The sequence below is a fragment of the Streptomyces sp. cmx-4-9 genome, assembly GCF_046548835.1.
GTDB lineage: Bacteria > Actinomycetota > Actinomycetes > Streptomycetales > Streptomycetaceae > Streptomyces.
In genome coordinates this window covers 300,617-315,029 of sequence record NZ_JAEBEE010000006.1, presented here as the reverse complement: position 1 = coordinate 315,029, position 14,413 = coordinate 300,617, and the positions used below count along the sequence as shown (strand labels likewise).

General features: G+C 68.8%; 12 protein-coding genes and 2 pseudogenes. 8 read left to right on the top strand and 6 right to left on the bottom strand.

Annotated elements, in window-relative coordinates; genetic code table 11:
- Positions 1 to 141: 141 nt before the first annotated feature.
- Positions 142 to 1,260 carry a choice-of-anchor Q domain-containing protein gene (locus ACLJTM_RS20280; protein ID WP_411105067.1) on the top strand — a complete coding sequence of 373 codons (1,119 nt, stop codon included), beginning with the start codon at positions 142 to 144 and terminating at the stop codon, positions 1,258 to 1,260.
- A gap of 200 nt (positions 1,261 to 1,460) precedes the next feature.
- On the top strand, positions 1,461 to 2,096 hold the full coding sequence (locus ACLJTM_RS20275; protein ID WP_411105066.1) for a TetR family transcriptional regulator: 636 nt from the start codon (positions 1,461 to 1,463) through the stop codon (positions 2,094 to 2,096).
- Between the two features lie 745 nt (positions 2,097 to 2,841).
- Here the strand turns inward: ACLJTM_RS20275 and ACLJTM_RS20270 are convergent.
- The 3 genes from ACLJTM_RS20270 to sigJ all read right to left on the bottom strand — a co-directional run bounded on the left by ACLJTM_RS20270 (position 2,842) and on the right by sigJ (position 6,860).
- Positions 2,842 to 3,180, bottom strand: a complete 339-nt coding sequence (locus ACLJTM_RS20270) for a MerR family transcriptional regulator (protein ID WP_411105065.1) — start codon at positions 3,178 to 3,180, stop codon at positions 2,842 to 2,844.
- Positions 3,181 to 4,801: 1,621 nt separating this feature from the next.
- Positions 4,802 to 5,212, bottom strand: coding sequence for a RidA family protein (locus ACLJTM_RS20265; protein ID WP_411105064.1), 411 nt, complete (start codon positions 5,210 to 5,212; stop codon positions 4,802 to 4,804).
- A 709-nt stretch (positions 5,213 to 5,921) separates the two neighbouring features.
- The gene (gene sigJ / locus ACLJTM_RS20260) at positions 5,922 to 6,860 is read right to left on the bottom strand and encodes an RNA polymerase sigma factor SigJ (RefSeq protein ID WP_411105063.1); all 939 of its coding nucleotides are present in this window, start codon (positions 6,858 to 6,860) and stop codon (positions 5,922 to 5,924) included.
- A 168-nt stretch (positions 6,861 to 7,028) separates the two neighbouring features.
- On the opposite strand from sigJ, the gene ACLJTM_RS20255 reads away from it, so the two are divergent.
- Complete coding sequence (locus ACLJTM_RS20255; protein WP_411105062.1) at positions 7,029 to 8,018, top strand: NAD(P)H-dependent oxidoreductase; 990 nt, start codon at positions 7,029 to 7,031, stop codon at positions 8,016 to 8,018.
- 1,175 nt (positions 8,019 to 9,193) lie between these two features.
- Here the strand turns inward: ACLJTM_RS20255 and ACLJTM_RS20250 are convergent.
- On the bottom strand, positions 9,194 to 9,829 hold the full coding sequence (locus ACLJTM_RS20250) for a TetR/AcrR family transcriptional regulator (RefSeq protein WP_411105061.1): 636 nt from the start codon (positions 9,827 to 9,829) through the stop codon (positions 9,194 to 9,196).
- 123 nt (positions 9,830 to 9,952) lie between these two features.
- Here ACLJTM_RS20250 and ACLJTM_RS20245 point away from each other — a divergent pair, with 123 nt between their 5' ends.
- The 4 genes and pseudogenes from ACLJTM_RS20245 (at position 9,953) to ACLJTM_RS20230 (ending at position 12,329) form a co-directional block, all read left to right on the top strand.
- A complete protein-coding gene (locus ACLJTM_RS20245) occupies positions 9,953 to 10,585 on the top strand; it encodes an FMN-dependent NADH-azoreductase (RefSeq protein WP_411105060.1) in 633 nt (210 codons plus the stop codon).
- A gap of 665 nt (positions 10,586 to 11,250) precedes the next feature.
- Entirely contained in the window at positions 11,251 to 11,724 is a 474-nt protein-coding gene (locus tag ACLJTM_RS20240; protein WP_411105058.1) for a hypothetical protein, read from the top strand.
- Positions 11,725 to 11,777: 53 nt separating this feature from the next.
- Positions 11,778 to 11,996 (top strand): annotated as a pseudogene (locus ACLJTM_RS20235) (transposase); the annotation flags it as partial.
- Between the two features lie 21 nt (positions 11,997 to 12,017).
- Complete coding sequence (locus ACLJTM_RS20230; protein ID WP_411105308.1) at positions 12,018 to 12,329, top strand: transposase; 312 nt, start codon at positions 12,018 to 12,020, stop codon at positions 12,327 to 12,329.
- Between the two features lie 149 nt (positions 12,330 to 12,478).
- On the opposite strand, the gene ACLJTM_RS20225 is transcribed toward ACLJTM_RS20230, so the two are convergent.
- A complete protein-coding gene (locus ACLJTM_RS20225; RefSeq protein WP_411105057.1) occupies positions 12,479 to 12,646 on the bottom strand; it encodes a hypothetical protein in 168 nt (55 codons plus the stop codon).
- A gap of 322 nt (positions 12,647 to 12,968) precedes the next feature.
- Here ACLJTM_RS20225 and ACLJTM_RS20220 point away from each other — a divergent pair.
- Positions 12,969 to 13,143, top strand: a pseudogene (locus tag ACLJTM_RS20220) (IS5/IS1182 family transposase); the annotation flags it as partial.
- Positions 13,144 to 13,819: 676 nt separating this feature from the next.
- Here the strand turns inward: ACLJTM_RS20220 and ACLJTM_RS20215 are convergent.
- Entirely contained in the window at positions 13,820 to 14,329 is a 510-nt protein-coding gene (locus tag ACLJTM_RS20215) for a hypothetical protein (RefSeq protein ID WP_411105056.1), read from the bottom strand.
- Positions 14,330 to 14,413: the final 84 nt, after the last annotated feature.

Genomic DNA, 14,413 nt, shown 5'->3' with positions numbered 1-14,413 from the left:
AGGCGTGGAACGGCATCAGCGTCCACGGATGTCTCCATCAAAAACCTGGAGGTCAAGGGCAACAACGGAGCCCTCACGCTGGCCGGAGCGGAACGGGAGTCGAAGAAGGGGGACCCCACCTACAACACCAACTGCATCTCCGTGGAACAGGACCGGTCCACGGGTGCGCCGTCGCACCACATCGAGGTGACCGGCAACGAGGTGCACGATTGCGCCGGCGGCGGCATCTCAGCCATCGACTCCGACCACGTGACCATCTCCGGGAACCACGTGTTCGGGACCTCCTGGTACGCGGTGTACGCCACCAGCGGCATCTCCGTCCTCACCCCGCGTGACGTGGGGGGTGGCGAGGCCGGTACGTACAAGATCCGCGTCACCGGAAATCGCGTCCACTACAATGAGACCAAGATCAAATGGGAGAAGTGCGGCTGCTACTCCGACGGCAACGGCATCATCATCGACACCCTCAAGGGCGACGCCGATCACCCCGCCTACAAGGGACGCGTACTGGTCGCCAACAACCTCTCCTACGACAACGGCGGCTCCGGCATCCACTCCTACAAGAGCCAGCACGTGGACATCGTCCACAACACGGCCTTCGCCAACGGGCGCAGCACCCGCATGGACAGCTACGCCAACATTTTCGCGCATGACAGTACCGACGTGCGGCTGCTCAACAACATCGCCCACGGCCGGCCGGGGCAAGCGACGAACAGCACGTCCCGCAATGTGGACGTCACCTACGACTACAACATCTACTTCGGCGGCAAAGCCCCCGAGGTCCGTGGCGCGAACGATGTCGTCGCCGATCCGAAGCTCGTCAGGACGGGCACCGGAGCCGACGCGGACTTCCGGTTGAGCGAGGGCTCCCCCGCCGCCGGCTCGGGTACGCCGTTCGCTGCCGTCACCACCGACTTCACCGGAGCCCGCCGGGCCCTCGGCACGCCCGACCGGGGTGCCTACGGCTTCGGCGCCAAGAGCAGCGGCGTCCCGGGACATGCCTCCGACGCCTCCTCTCCCGGTCAGCAAGGGGACGCCCCCGCCGGAAGCGGCCAATCCGCCGGCAGTGACCCCACCGCCTCACCGGGCGGTCAAGCCGGCAACGGCACCCAGGGCATCGCCGGGCCCAAGCCGCACAGCGCAAGCGGTCCGCTCGCAGAGACAGGCGGCTCCCACCCGGCGCTGCCGCTCGGCATCGCGGCGGTGGTCCTCGCCCTCGGCGGCGGCCTCCTCTACGCGGCGCGGCGCAAGCGCCCCTGATCCCTGCGGATCACTTGGAGCGCCAAGACGTGGTGCCGGCCCTTACCCCTCTCCAGGGGCCGGCACCACCGCCCGCCCCCCACTGCACCCGCACTCCACCCGCGCCGCACCCGCACCCGCTCCCGCACCCGCAGCCGCACAGGCTCGGGTTCGGGTTCGGGTTCGCCGAACGGATTCGCGCCCCTGACAGACTGGCAACCATGGCGGCGGCAAGGCACCGGATCGAAGTGGCGACACTCACCGGTGGGTCGGCACCCGACCCACCGCGCGTTGCCTGGCGCAAGCAGATGAGGCAGCGCGTATTGGACGCCGCTCGCGACCTCACCTGCGAAGCCGGCTGGGACCAGGTCAGCCTCTCGGCCGTCGCCGCCCGCGCCGAAGTGTCGCGCCCGTCGGTGTACAAGGAGTTCGGCAACCGGGCCGGCCTGGGCCGGGCTCTGGTAGTCCGTGAAACCCGGCAGTTTCTGACGGGTGTGGCCGATGCTCTCTACCCCGGCGTGCCCGATTCCCACGCCTGCCTCCAGGTGGCCATCCTGTACGTACTACGGGAGGCCGACAGTCAGCCCCTCATACGGGCCGTCATCACCGCCGCCCGCAATGGCTCCGACAGCCTCTTGCCCTACCTCACCGCCCGAGCGGACCCGATCTTCGATGCCGGGCAAAGCCTCGTCCAGGGCTGGCTGGCGACGCGTTACCCACACCAGCACACGGAGTCTCTGGAGATCGCCGCGGACGTCATCGTCCGTATGACCATCAGCCATCTCATCCTGCCGGCCGACGAACAACATCTCACCGCCCGGAGACTCGCGACCGCAGCCCTGAAACTGCTGCAGTGATCGACCTGCAACGGCTCATCACCGCGACCGACGGCGCCGGCGAAGCCGGCTCGGGGGCCTGGTCGCATCCGGCGTCCATGAGCGTGATGAGCGCGCCCGGGCACGTCAGCAACTCCACTCCACCGCAGGCGCCCCCGGGGACACGAAACCCGCCATCCATCCCCCTGCCCCAGCCGCCGCCCATCGGCCGGACCGGCCACTGAGGCAAGTCCGTCGGCTGCGGGCAGGTTCATCGGGGGTGGCCGGCCCCCGACTCCCGTTCGGCTGCGTAGTGATCAGCGTGCCACCGCACGCGGGCCCGGCCGTGGAAAGCCGCCGACGTCCTACCGGTACGGGTGAAGCCCGCGCGGGCGCGCGGCCCCGCCCCGGCCCCATGCCGTCACGGTCTGGCCCACGGCCCTGACGTCTCCGCCCACTACTCCGTACTCCGCGGTCAATTCATCCGGCTTCCGTGAGCTCCAGGTCCGCGTTGAACCACTTCACGGTTCGCGTGGCCACGTCTCATGCCCTTCCAGTCGATGCACGCCTCCAGCACCATACGGAAGGCGGAGGTGATCGCTCTGGTTCCTGCGGCACGGCACAGCACAATGCCCACGCCGAAGGCGTGGGCAAGGGGAACCTCCGAAGCACGATGGTTGACCCGGGCGGTACAGGCCACACGGCCTGTCACTACAGGAAGCCCGGCAGCACGCTTCGACCGCGGGTACCGGAGCCGGCCGGTGGCCGATGGGCGCACGGTGCGGTCTCAGGCCGCAGCCGACGGCTTCGCCGGGCCGGCGGCAGCTTGGTGTTCGGCGTTGAGGCGTCGGGCCTCCTCGAGCTGGTCCTCAAGGATGACGATCCGGCAGGCGGCCTCGATCGGGGTGCCCTGGTCGACGAGTTCGCGCGCACGGGCGGCGATGCGCAGCTGGTAGCGGGAGTAGCGGCGGTGCCCGCCGGCGGAGCGCAGCGGGGTGATGAGGCGGGCTTCGCCGATGGCACGGAGGAAGCCCTGGGTGGTGCCGAGTATCTCGGCGGCCCGTCCCATGGTGTAGGCGGGGTAATCGTCGTCGTCGAGACGGCCAAACGAATCGTCTGTTGTCATCGCACCTCATTGCGAAACATGTGGGGGAAAGCGGGTCGGAAGATCGGGAGACGAGGAGGGGCCCTGGCGCCTATGGCACCAGGGCCCCGAAGGAACTGCTACACCATCCGCCGGCCCTGTTACTGCGCCGGCCTTCTGTTTCCGCCTACCCGTCCGAACGGGGACGAGTGATGCGGGGATCGCGGTGCTTGACCGGAGACCACCTCACTATCGATGTCCTGCGGTACCCGGACTCGCGTGGCGTCCGGGCGATCCTGATGGCGTCCCAACTCCTCCGTTCTTCCCTCTGGTGATCAACTACTTACCTACAGGGAACTGCTGCACTGCTGTACTGCGAACTGCGGATACTGCTCCACTCGGTACCACTGGTACTGCGTCCTGCTGGTACTGCGTACTGCTCGTACTGCTGGTGACCTGACCAAGCGCCACACTTCGGCAGCCAGCCCCGTTGCCCATCCTGCATCTGCCCTGGCTTAGAACCCCACTGCCGAACTTCCCGGTGCGCACGTCCGCAGCCGACGCCTTCACCGAGGTGCTGCTCACTTCACTGCACTGCTGGGTACTGCAACCACTGCGGTATTGCTGGTGGCGGCCCCTGATGCCTGCGGGCCACCCGGTCCGGTCGTCAGTCCCGTCGCCGTCCTGCACAACTCTGGCTTCGACACTCCACCACCGCACCGTCCTGCTGACTGCAACTTTCTGCACTGCGGATACTGCTGCAACTACAGGTACTGCTACCCGGCAGTTCGTCCCTGCCGGGCCTTGCTGTCTCTCTGGGCTACGAGAGAAACCATAACCACGACACTGCCCAATGTCTACTCCGGCCGTCATAGATTTTTCGATGTCTACCTCTGAGCTAATCCCAGGTACGGAAGGAGGGTGCGCGGCGCGGAGCAAGCGGGACGGTCCATGCAGCCCTTGGCGGCTGGTCCGAGCACGTCGCGACCCGTGCATCCGAGGCAAGGCTTCCGGGTCGGCATCTAGCAGCAAGAGGTCGCTGTGACCGCAGGAGAACCGGACGAGGAGGCTTGTCGGGATACCGCCGCACCGCACCCTGTACGACGGCGTGATCCGCAGCCAGCAGCCGCAGTGGAGCACCGGGGCGAGAGCCGCTGATACGCGTCGTCGCTACGGTGGCCACCCGTGGTGACGCCCTCGGACCCCTGGAGCCGTTCCTGCCCGCGCCACCGGCCCCGGAGGGGTTGCGGGAAGCGGTGAGACTGCGCACGGGCCTCGCGTCCCTCGTCATCGCGAACCGGTCCCGCACCGACGTCTACCAACGACGAGGCCGGCACATTGAACCGCTGAACTTGGCCACCGAGATTCAGCACCGCAAGCGGGGTAGCGCCGGCCCGGGATCGCAATCGGCCGCTGTCGATCTGATCCGCTGATCCGGCGTTGTTGGTGGCCGTCGCACCTGGCGCCATGCCCGCGTCGGTGCTCGGGCAGCAGTGTCAGCGCCACCGCGCGTGCACCGCACCCGGAGCACACAGCACCGCGTCCACCAGCTTGAACGGCTCATTGCCCCGCACGGTCAGACACGTACAGCTCGTACCGGAAACGTGACGCCTCCGCGAACGCTTCTCGAATTGGGCTACTCAGTTCGATAGATCGTTCGACATCAGTCAGGCGGCGTCACGGTGAGATCCACCTCGACGAGCTGTCCGGGAAAACCCAGCTGGGCAACGCCCAAGAGCGTGCTGGCGGTGGTGAACGCCGGCCCCAGGGCAGACTCGGTGAGCCGACGCCATACGGCTCCGAGGATGTCCCGCTCGTCGCTCCGCACGTAGATCACTGACCGCACCACGTGGTGCGGCTGGGCACTCGCCGCGCCCAGGGCGGTGAGCGCGTTCGCGACCACTTGGTCGACCTGCGTCTCGAAGGAACCGGCACCGACGAGGTCGCCGTTCCGATCGAGCGGGCATTGTCCCGCCAGGTAGGCCGTACGACCGGCCTCCACCACCGTGATGTGGTGGTAGCCGGGCGTCTCATGCAGTTGGTCGGGGTTGATGCGGGTGATCTTCTCAGTCATGTCCGCGAGTCTGCCCAGCGTGGTGCCGGCACGCACCGCAGTTTCCCCACCGGCACGCTTTGCGCAGCAACCTGAGCTCAAAGGCCAGGCCAAGAGGCACTCGGGGCATGCTTCCTGCGCCGCTGCGCCGGGACGCAGCGCCCGCGGGCGGGACGGAGTCCGCCTGCGCCAGGGCCGAGGTGGCAGGCCCGCAGGCACCCGCGAACGGCAGGCCGGAGAACAGTAGGCCGTCGGCAAGGTCCGGTCCCGGGCGGACAGCGTCCACCGGGCCGCCCGTACCCGGTCCCGCCAGGCCCACAAGCCCCCGCCGTCCGGGAGTGGGCGCATCCGCCGTCACCGTGCACGCTCCGCGCCCCTGGCCGAGGCGGCCTGCTGCCGGTGGGCGGGACCCTGCACCTGCACCCTGTCCCGGCGCCTGTTCCGTCGCTGCGCCGCCGGGCCGGGAACCGTCCTCTCCCCCGACGACGAACTCACCGTCGACGCCCTATCGCGCGATGCTCGCCGCCCTGAGCACCCCCGAGCGCCGGACTCCCGGCTGCGCCCGAGACGTCGCCGTCCGGTCGGCGGGCCGGAAGCATGCGGCGGCGTGCCTCCTGCCCGGCTTCGGTGAGGGAGCGCGTCGGCTTGCCGGTAGTCGCCGCTCCGGCTGGGAAAGAATGCTGCGGCGGATGGTCCGGACGCACGTGAGGTACGACGGTGTCCGGGCTGGTCAGCCTGCCGTCCACGGGCGGAGTTTGTCGGGGTTGCGCACTGCCCAGATGTGCGTGATCCGGTCGTCCGCGACGTCGAATGCGTACACGGCCACGGCGACGCCTTCGTGCTCGACCACCAGGCCGGCCCGGCCGTTGACCGTGTGCTCCAGGACCGTCAGGCCGCCGGACGCCCGGCCGGCGAGGTCGGTGAGGTAGCGCGCGATTTCTTCGCCGCCCTCGATCGGGTGGAGCGCGGCGGCGACCACGCCGCCGCCGTCCGCCGTGAACGTCGCACCCGGGGCGAGGAGTTTGACGAGGGCGTTGATGTCCTGCGCGTGCCATGCCTGCTTGAAGTCCCTGACGAGGCCCGCCTGGTGGGCTGCAGGGTGCAGGGAGGCGCGGACGCGGCGCCGGGCGGAGGAGGCCTGTTCGCGGCATGCTGCCGGAGTGCGACCGGTGATCCCGGCGATCTCGGCGAACGGGTACCCGAAGACATCGTGCAGGATGAGTGCGACGCGCTGGGCCGGGGTCATGGATTCGAGGGCGACGAGAAACGCCATGCTCACCGACTCGTCGAGTGTGACCCGGTCGGCCGGGTCCACGGGATCGGTCGCGGCGGTGCCTGGGCGCCCGCTGATCCAGCCGGTCTGCCCGGGCAGTGGCTCTGGGATCCATTCGCCCGTGTAACGCTCGCGCCGGACCCGCGCCGAGCCGAGGAGGTCCAGGCACACGCGGGTGGCGACCGTCGTCAGCCAGGCGCCGGGGGACTCGATGGCGTCCTGCCGCTGCCGGGACATGGCGTACCAGCGGGTGTAGGTCTCCTGGACCGCGTCCTCGGCCTCGGCCAGGGAACCGAGGAGCCGGTACGCGAGACCTATCAGCCGCCGTCGCTCGCTGATGATCCCGTCCAAGGCTGCGTCGGACTGGTCGTGCCGTGGCTTCGCGTGATCGGTCATGGTTCCGGTGGCTCCCTGATCTCGGATCGTCCCTCGGAGGTCCGACGAGACAGCACGCCGGATTGTCAGGTGCTCGGCTCTGCCTGACATTCCGCGGGGTCGCTTCGTCATACCTCTCAGAGACGCCACCGCCCGGAGAGCCCGGGTGGGACACATCAGGAGACAGCGATGACCAGGATCGGCATTCTCATCGGCAGCACCCGCCCCGGCCGCAAGGGCGACCAGGTCGCCCGGTGGATCCATGAGCGGGCGGCCCGCCGCGGCGACGCCGCATTCGAGGTGATCGACCTGCTCGAACACCCGCTGCCGCATCTGGACGAGCCGCTGCCCGCGCTCGCCGGGCACTACCAGCACGGGCACACCCGGACATGGGCTGACACCATCGCCCGCTTCGACGGATTCGTCATGGTCACCCCCGAGTACAACGCCTCGATCCCCGGCGTGCTCAAGAACGCGATCGACTACCTGTACGCGGAGTGGACCCGCAAGGCCGTGGGGTTCGTCTCCTACGGCGTGGGCGGCGGCGCCCTTGCGGCCCGGCAGCTGCGGGCCCTGTGTGAGCTCCTCCAGATGGGTGCGGTGACCCCGCAGGTCTCGCTGTCGCTGCACACCGACTTCGAGGACCACGCGACGCTCAAGCCGGCAGCCCGCCACGTCAGGGCCCTCGACACCCTGCTGGATCACGTCGTCGCCCAGAGCACGGGGGAACGGACGGCCACCCCCACACAGCGCGAGACGGACGAAGCGGCGATCCGCCGCCACATCGACGGGGTCATCGACGCGATCCGGGCCAAGGATGTCGAGGGTCTGAGGCGGCTCTATTCGACGGATGTGGTGTCCTTCGACATCGACCCGCCGCTCCAGCACGTGGGGATCGACGCGAAACTCAAGAACTGGGCGAACGTGTTCGCCTTCTTCCGAGAGGTGACCTACGAGATACGCGACCTGATGCCCACGGTGGGCGAAGACGTGGCCTTCGCACACGGCTTCGGCCGCCTGAGCGGCACGTTGCCCGACGGGACGGCTGCGGGTGGCATGTGGGTCCGGGTCACCTTCTGCTTCCGGAAGATCGACGGCGCATGGCTGATCACACACGACCAGGTCTCCGTGCCGCTGGACATCCTGGGAGGGAAGGGAGTCACCGACCTCGAACCGTGACGTCAACGGCCCCTGCGCTGCCCCAGCCCGCCCGGTCCTGCTGAGCAGCGCACTCGAAACCGTCCTGCGCAAGGCGTAGGAGCAGCATCACGACCGAATGGGACGTGTGGCCGCAGCTGAGTGCGCAACTGACCTATCTGCTCAAGCGCGCCCTCGTCGGCCGTGAGAACTCATACGCCGAGCACTTGGCGCCGATCAGGGTCAGCGGGCGTGAGTTAGGCGTGCTACTGCTGTGGACGGCCGTAGTCCCGAGTCGCCTGCAGGCAGCCGGGTGCCTCGGGGTCCACCGGACCACGATGGTCGCGCTGCTCGACCGGCTGGATGCCAAGGGCTCGTGGCGCGCCATCCGGACACCGGGTACCGTCGTCGCAACGTTGTCGACCTGACAGCCGCCGGGCACGCGACGGTTCTGCAAGCGATACGCGCCAGCGAAGAGGACGAACGGCAGCTCCTCACGGCGAAGTTCTGGGTGAAAGGGCAGTACCTCTCATAGCCAACGACAACGGCATGTTCTGACGCCGTCGTCAGCCGCTCGCCCCGGAGACGGATGATGCACCCGCCGTTGTAGCGCGCCGCCAGTGCCTGGCGTCGGCCGCCGGGGACCTCGACCTGTGGCATACGGCGGTCGCCCTTGATGTGGAGTGGCTTGAGGGCGGCAGTATTTCCCTGACGGGCACTTACCGCACTGCGGACGGCGTGATCAGCGGCGTGGCCGAGCAGCGGCCGCCCTTGCCCAGGGCCTGCTCCCCCTGCGATCCGGACGGCGCAGCAGTTGATCTCCGGCAGGGCCCCCGCGCTCGCTGACAGGCGCAGCTCACGGCGGGCGGCTACACCGTGCCGTGCCGGCGCGCGGTACACCGTGATCGCGACCCGCTACGACCAGGTGGTGACGCCGTACAGCACGCAGCACCCGAACGGGCCGAAGTCCGTAACGTCCTCCTGCAGCCTCTGCCCGCTCGACGTCCCGAGCACGTGGGGATCCGGGACCACCGATCTCATCGCCCTTCACGAAGAGTGACCAACGCGCCCGACCCGGCGCGCGCCACCCCCCAAGGGCCTGTGCCTCGGTGCCCGGCTGGCCGGTGGGCTGCGCACGGACGGTCCCCGCCGCCCGGGTGAAGGGCTCGTACGCCCTTCCATCGCCCCGCGCGCGGGGCCCGTGACCGCGCTTGCGGTCAGTCGGTCGCGTGGTCGGGCGGGGCGCTCAGCAGGCGGTGGACGAGGACGCTCCAGCTGTCGGCCAGCGGGCGGCCTTCGGCCGAGGAGAGGGGTCTGTCGGTTTCGGGCATGGCCAGGAACAGCAGGAGCGGGCCTTCGAGGGCGCCGGTCAGCTGGACGGCCAGGCTGTCCAGGTCGGGAAGATCGACTTCGGCCTGTCCCAGCAGGACGCGCAGGTGCACACGCGTGATCGACGCGGGGCCGGCAGGGACGGGCTGGTTCCGGTCGAGGGCCGCGCGGGCGATGCTGTGATGGTCCAGCAGGAAGGCGATCCTGGCCTGCCCGTAGGCGACCATGCGGTCGAGCGCCGGCGCCCCCGGACCCAGCGGAGGCGGACCGTAGAGGACCTGTTCCTGGAAGGCGCGGTCGTCGGCGTCGAGCAGGGCGCGAAAGATGCCGGCGCGGGTTCCGAAGCGCCGGAAGACAGTGCCCTTGCCCAGGCCGGCGCGTTCGGCGAGGGCGTCCATCGTGACGCTGCAGGCGCCCCCGTCGGCCAACATCTCCCGGACGGTCGCGAGGAGCAGCTCACGGTTGCGCACGGCGTCGGCGCGTTCTGGGCGGGGCCGGCCCAGGGGGATAGGGGATCCGTTCACCTGTCCAACCTACCGCCCTCCGCCTTAAGCGGGGTATAGTCCGTTTATGGCGTCAGCGAGGTGCCTGCCCAGACCTTTCCGCCGGCCGCCCCTAGATCTGCCCTGCCCTTGAGGAGTTCCCCCATGAACCTGTTCCGCCTGGACGCGAGCATCTTTCCGACCACTTCGGCCAGCGCCGAACTGGCCTCCTTGGTCGAAGCCGAGTGGACCGCCGCACACCCCGGCGCCACCGTGACGCGACGGCACATCGCCACCGATCCCCTCCCCTCCGAGGCCTGGGCGCTGGCGACCACGGCCAACTTCACCCCCGAGGCGGATCGGAGCCCGGCCCAGCGCGACGCAGTGGCTCTCGCGGCCACGCTCGTGGAAGAGCTGCGCCACGCGGACGCGGTCGTCCTCGCGGTGCCGTTCTACAACTTCGGGGTCTCCCAGCACTTCAAGGCGTGGGTCGACCTCGTGATCGCCGGAGCGGGCCCCACCGACCCCGTACTCAAGGGCAAGCCGACCACCCTGATCACCGCCATCGGCGGCGGCTACGGCCCCGGTACGCCGCGCGAAGGCTGGGACCACTCCACCTCGTACCTTGAGCGCATCATCCGCGACGTGTGGCAGGCCGACCTCACCCTGGTCAAGCGCGAGCTGACCCTGGCTGCGACCACACCGGCGATGGAGCAGCTGCGGGACCTCGCGGACCAGCACCACACCGCCGCCAAGGAGCAGGCGCGCGAAGCCGGACTCGCCCTGGCCGGCAACTGACGCGTCCCACCGGCTGATGTGATCAGGAGAGCCGGCCGGATTCTCCCGTCACCCGGTGCCCGTGCGGCGAGCAGTGAGCCGAGCAGCTGCATTCCGGAGCCCGACCGGCCGTCGGGACCGGGAAGCTGCATGGGGTCGGCGACGGTGGGCGGGCCATCGTAGACGTCGTAGGTCATAAGCGGTGTGGCCAGGTGCAATGGGCCACCGAGCAGGGTGATGAGCGTCCGTGTCGCGCACTGCTTCATCGTGCTGGGCGGGACATTCGTGCGCCTTGAGGAGATCGTCGACTCCATCGGCGTCCTCGCGGCTACGACCGCCTGACATCGCCGTTCGTCCGCGGGGCGAACTGTCGCCGTCTTCACGGCGGCGGCTTGCCCCTCTCCCGGTCCGCCCCTCTACTCCGGCGTGCCGTCGTCCTCAGCGAGCCGGCCGCGGATCGCGTCGCGTGGTGGCCGCAAGCCCCGCGCTCGGGCCGGACGCGCGCTTCGTCTTCGCAGCGGGCAGGTCATGGACGGTGACGTTCTTGACCCGGCCCTGCCGGCCTTGGCCTAGGACCTGTCCGGGCGATCATCGTGGTGGTCAATGACCTCTGGCCATAGCCCCGGCGTTGTCAGTCCCCGCCGTTACCGTTCGGCCATTCACGATCTTCAGGGAGGGGTGGCTCAATGGGTGCCAGCGGATGGGACTACATCACCGGGTACGACGGCGATGCTGAGGCGGCCTTGCGGACGCTGCAGGCAAGGGTGTTTCAGGAGCAGTACGGCGACGGTGCCCGCTACCGAAGCCTGCAGGACCTGTACGCGGATGAGGAGTTCATGGGCGAAGAAGGCACCCATACGATCCTCGACATCGACAGGGTTGTTGCCACGGATGCCCCTCCGACGCAGTCCGGTATCGCTGACTACGGCACCCTGCGCCCTCTGGCACTCAGCCGCGTGGTGCACCACTTCGGCGCCGACCGCCCGACGGTCGGGCAGTACGAAGAGCTCGCTGCCGCTGCCAATGAGGCTGCGAGCCATGAGGAGCACGAGCGGAGCCTTTTCGGCGAGTGTCAGATGCGATGGACCGGCTACTACATCGTCCTCTACTCCGATGACAGGCCGACTCACCTGGGAATCTTCGGCTTCTCCGGAGACTAGGACGGATCCGGCGGAGCGGGTTACTGCCGCGGGTGCGGATCGTTGATGTGGACATGGGGCGGGGTGATCTGAGTGATGCAGAGTGGGAACGGCTGCGGCCGTTCCTGCCGGTCAGTAACAGGCGTTGCGGCAGGTGGCGGGACCACCGGCAGGTGATCGACGGGATTCTGCACCGGGTGCGGACCGGAGTGCAGTGGCGTGACCTGCCCGAACGGTTCGGACCGTGGAAGACCGTTTACGAACGCCACCGGCTGTGGTCGGGCGACGGGACGTGGGAGCACCTGCTTCAGCAGGTGCAGCCCGCCGCCGCTGCGGCGGCTCCCGCCAGCCTTCCCGACGAGGTCTACGCAGACGGCGGCTACGACTCCCGGGCCAACCGCGCCCTCCTGCGAAGCAGGAAGATCCGACACCGCATCGCCCGACGCAATCAACACAACTCAGGCCTGGGAACCAAACGCTGGGTAGTGGAACAGACCATCGCGCTCCTGCACTGGTTCAGACGCCTCCGCATCCGCTGGGAGATCCGTCACGACATTCACGAGGCCTTCCTCAAGCTCGCCTGCTCACTCATCTGCTGGAGACGACTCCGATCCGCATTGAGTTAGGAGTTCTTAGGGAGCGCAGCGGGGTCAGACGGTCGGCGGTCCGGGGCACTCGGGTCGCCGGTAGCCGCGTCCGTTGCCGAGCCACCTAGAAGTGATCATTCAGCGCTGAGCACTCCCGCGCAGAGGACACTGAGGATGATCAGGAATCCTCAGATGACGACGGGTGCGGATCCGGCGGCCTTGGGGTGCCGGGCGTTCGCTCGGCTGAAAACCCCGCTGCCTCCCTGAACGCGGCGGAAGAACAGGCCGCGCGTTGCGATGAGTCCGCCGCCTGCGATCAGTAGGAAGGCTCCTACCGCCATGTCCTTCGTCGTCATCTTCTAGCTCCTTCATGCATTTTGCTCATTAATGAAAGCGCGACTTGTATGCCGCCAGAGCAGGTACCCGTCGAGGCGTAGGTGCCCAGACCGGCGCTGGTCGAGACGCTCCCGCGCTGCTGTACTTGACCGCCGATACTTGCCGACTCCCGCCCTTTTCGTGCGCTGAGGGCCTGGTACTGGCGTCGCCGGTGCTTCCCTCGATGCCACAGGAGGCTCCGGGCAGGCCGACCACGATGTTGATGAACCAGCTGCTCTCACCCTCGGTGTTCTTCTGCCCCCCTGGGCTCTCCAGCAGATCCAGGCCAACGCCGACGCAGCCGGCGACATCGACTGGCTGGTCCAGATCGACTCCAACATCGTCCGTGCCCACCAACACGCCGCCGCCAACGGCCGAAAGGTAGAAGCACCGGACGGACGAACGGGACGATCACGCGCTCGGCCGATCACGCGGGGACCTGACAACGAAAATCCACGAGCGTGGCCCAGGGCTACCGTGACCGGACCGACCTGACGGCGACACGCTTCGTGGCGTACCCCTTCCGCCGTCCAAGTGGGCGTCTGTCCGCACCGGCGACACGGTGCACTGGCGGCCGGACGGCCGGACGGCCGGCTGGACTTCATCGGCCGTCTCGACTACCAGGTCAAGATCGGGGTTCCGGATCGAACTCGGCGAGATCCACTCGGTGCTCCGCGCCCCCTCGCCTTGGGAGCAACCCACCACCTCCGACCGGCTCACCCCGGCCCGGATCCGCCGACATCCGCGCTCATCTCGCCTGCCCGGTCTGTGCTCCCACACCTCAAGGCGCCGGACCCGGCCGGCCATCCGGCACCGAGAACGCAACGGGCACCCCGCTATGACGTCGACAAAACCGTCCAGCGCCCCGAGGCCACCTTGAAGGCCATTGGCAAGCCCGGAAGATGCTGGTAGATGAAGATCAAGCTGAGAGGGGTCACGGCAGCGCGGCGTCGCGCCCCGCTCCGATCCGATCCGCTCCGGTCCGGTCCGGTCCGGTCCGGTCCAAGGCGACCGGAAGAGCGCGGAATGTGATCGCCGAGGATGCCTTTCGTAGAGGCAGGCCGACTTCTCGGTGCGGTTGTAGACGGATTCGATGTGCTTGGCTGCCCAGTAGTCCGAACCCCGCGCCCCCGGGCGGGCCCGGCAGGCGGAGGTCAGAGCTTGAAGACCGCTCCGCGCCAGGTCCACCCAGCGCCGAGGACCGCGGCCCGCAGCGGGTCCTTCATGTCCGAGGTGTCAAAGCGGTAGAACTCTGTCGCCTGGAGGTCGCCTTCGGCTCCCCGCTCGACCGACCGGCGCCACGACACCGTCTTCACCTGCCCTCGCGACCCTTCGGCCGAAACGGCCAGCCTGGGCGTACCGCCGACCCACGAGACCTCGAACTGGCGGTCGACGGTGCGGACTTCATGGGAAGCCGGGATCAGACGCATCCTGAACTGGGTGACCCGGCTCACCTGGGTGCGGACGAAGAAGGTGTGCCAGGCGGGGTCCGAGATCCGCCATTCCGCCACCAGGTCGGCACCTTCAGGGTCACCCCCGCGCACGACGAACGGCACGTCCGGCCCGTTGAGCGCGAGCAGCGCTGCCCGGACCTCCTCCGCGGAACGGGGGGCCCTACCACGGTCGGGGTGCTCAGTGCCGGTCAGTCTGTCGAAGAAGCCCATCCGCCCAACCTACGAACCTCCGGCCCCGACCACAACATCCCCCCGCAGCAGGAGCGGATGCCCCCGGCCCGCGCCTCGCCTGAC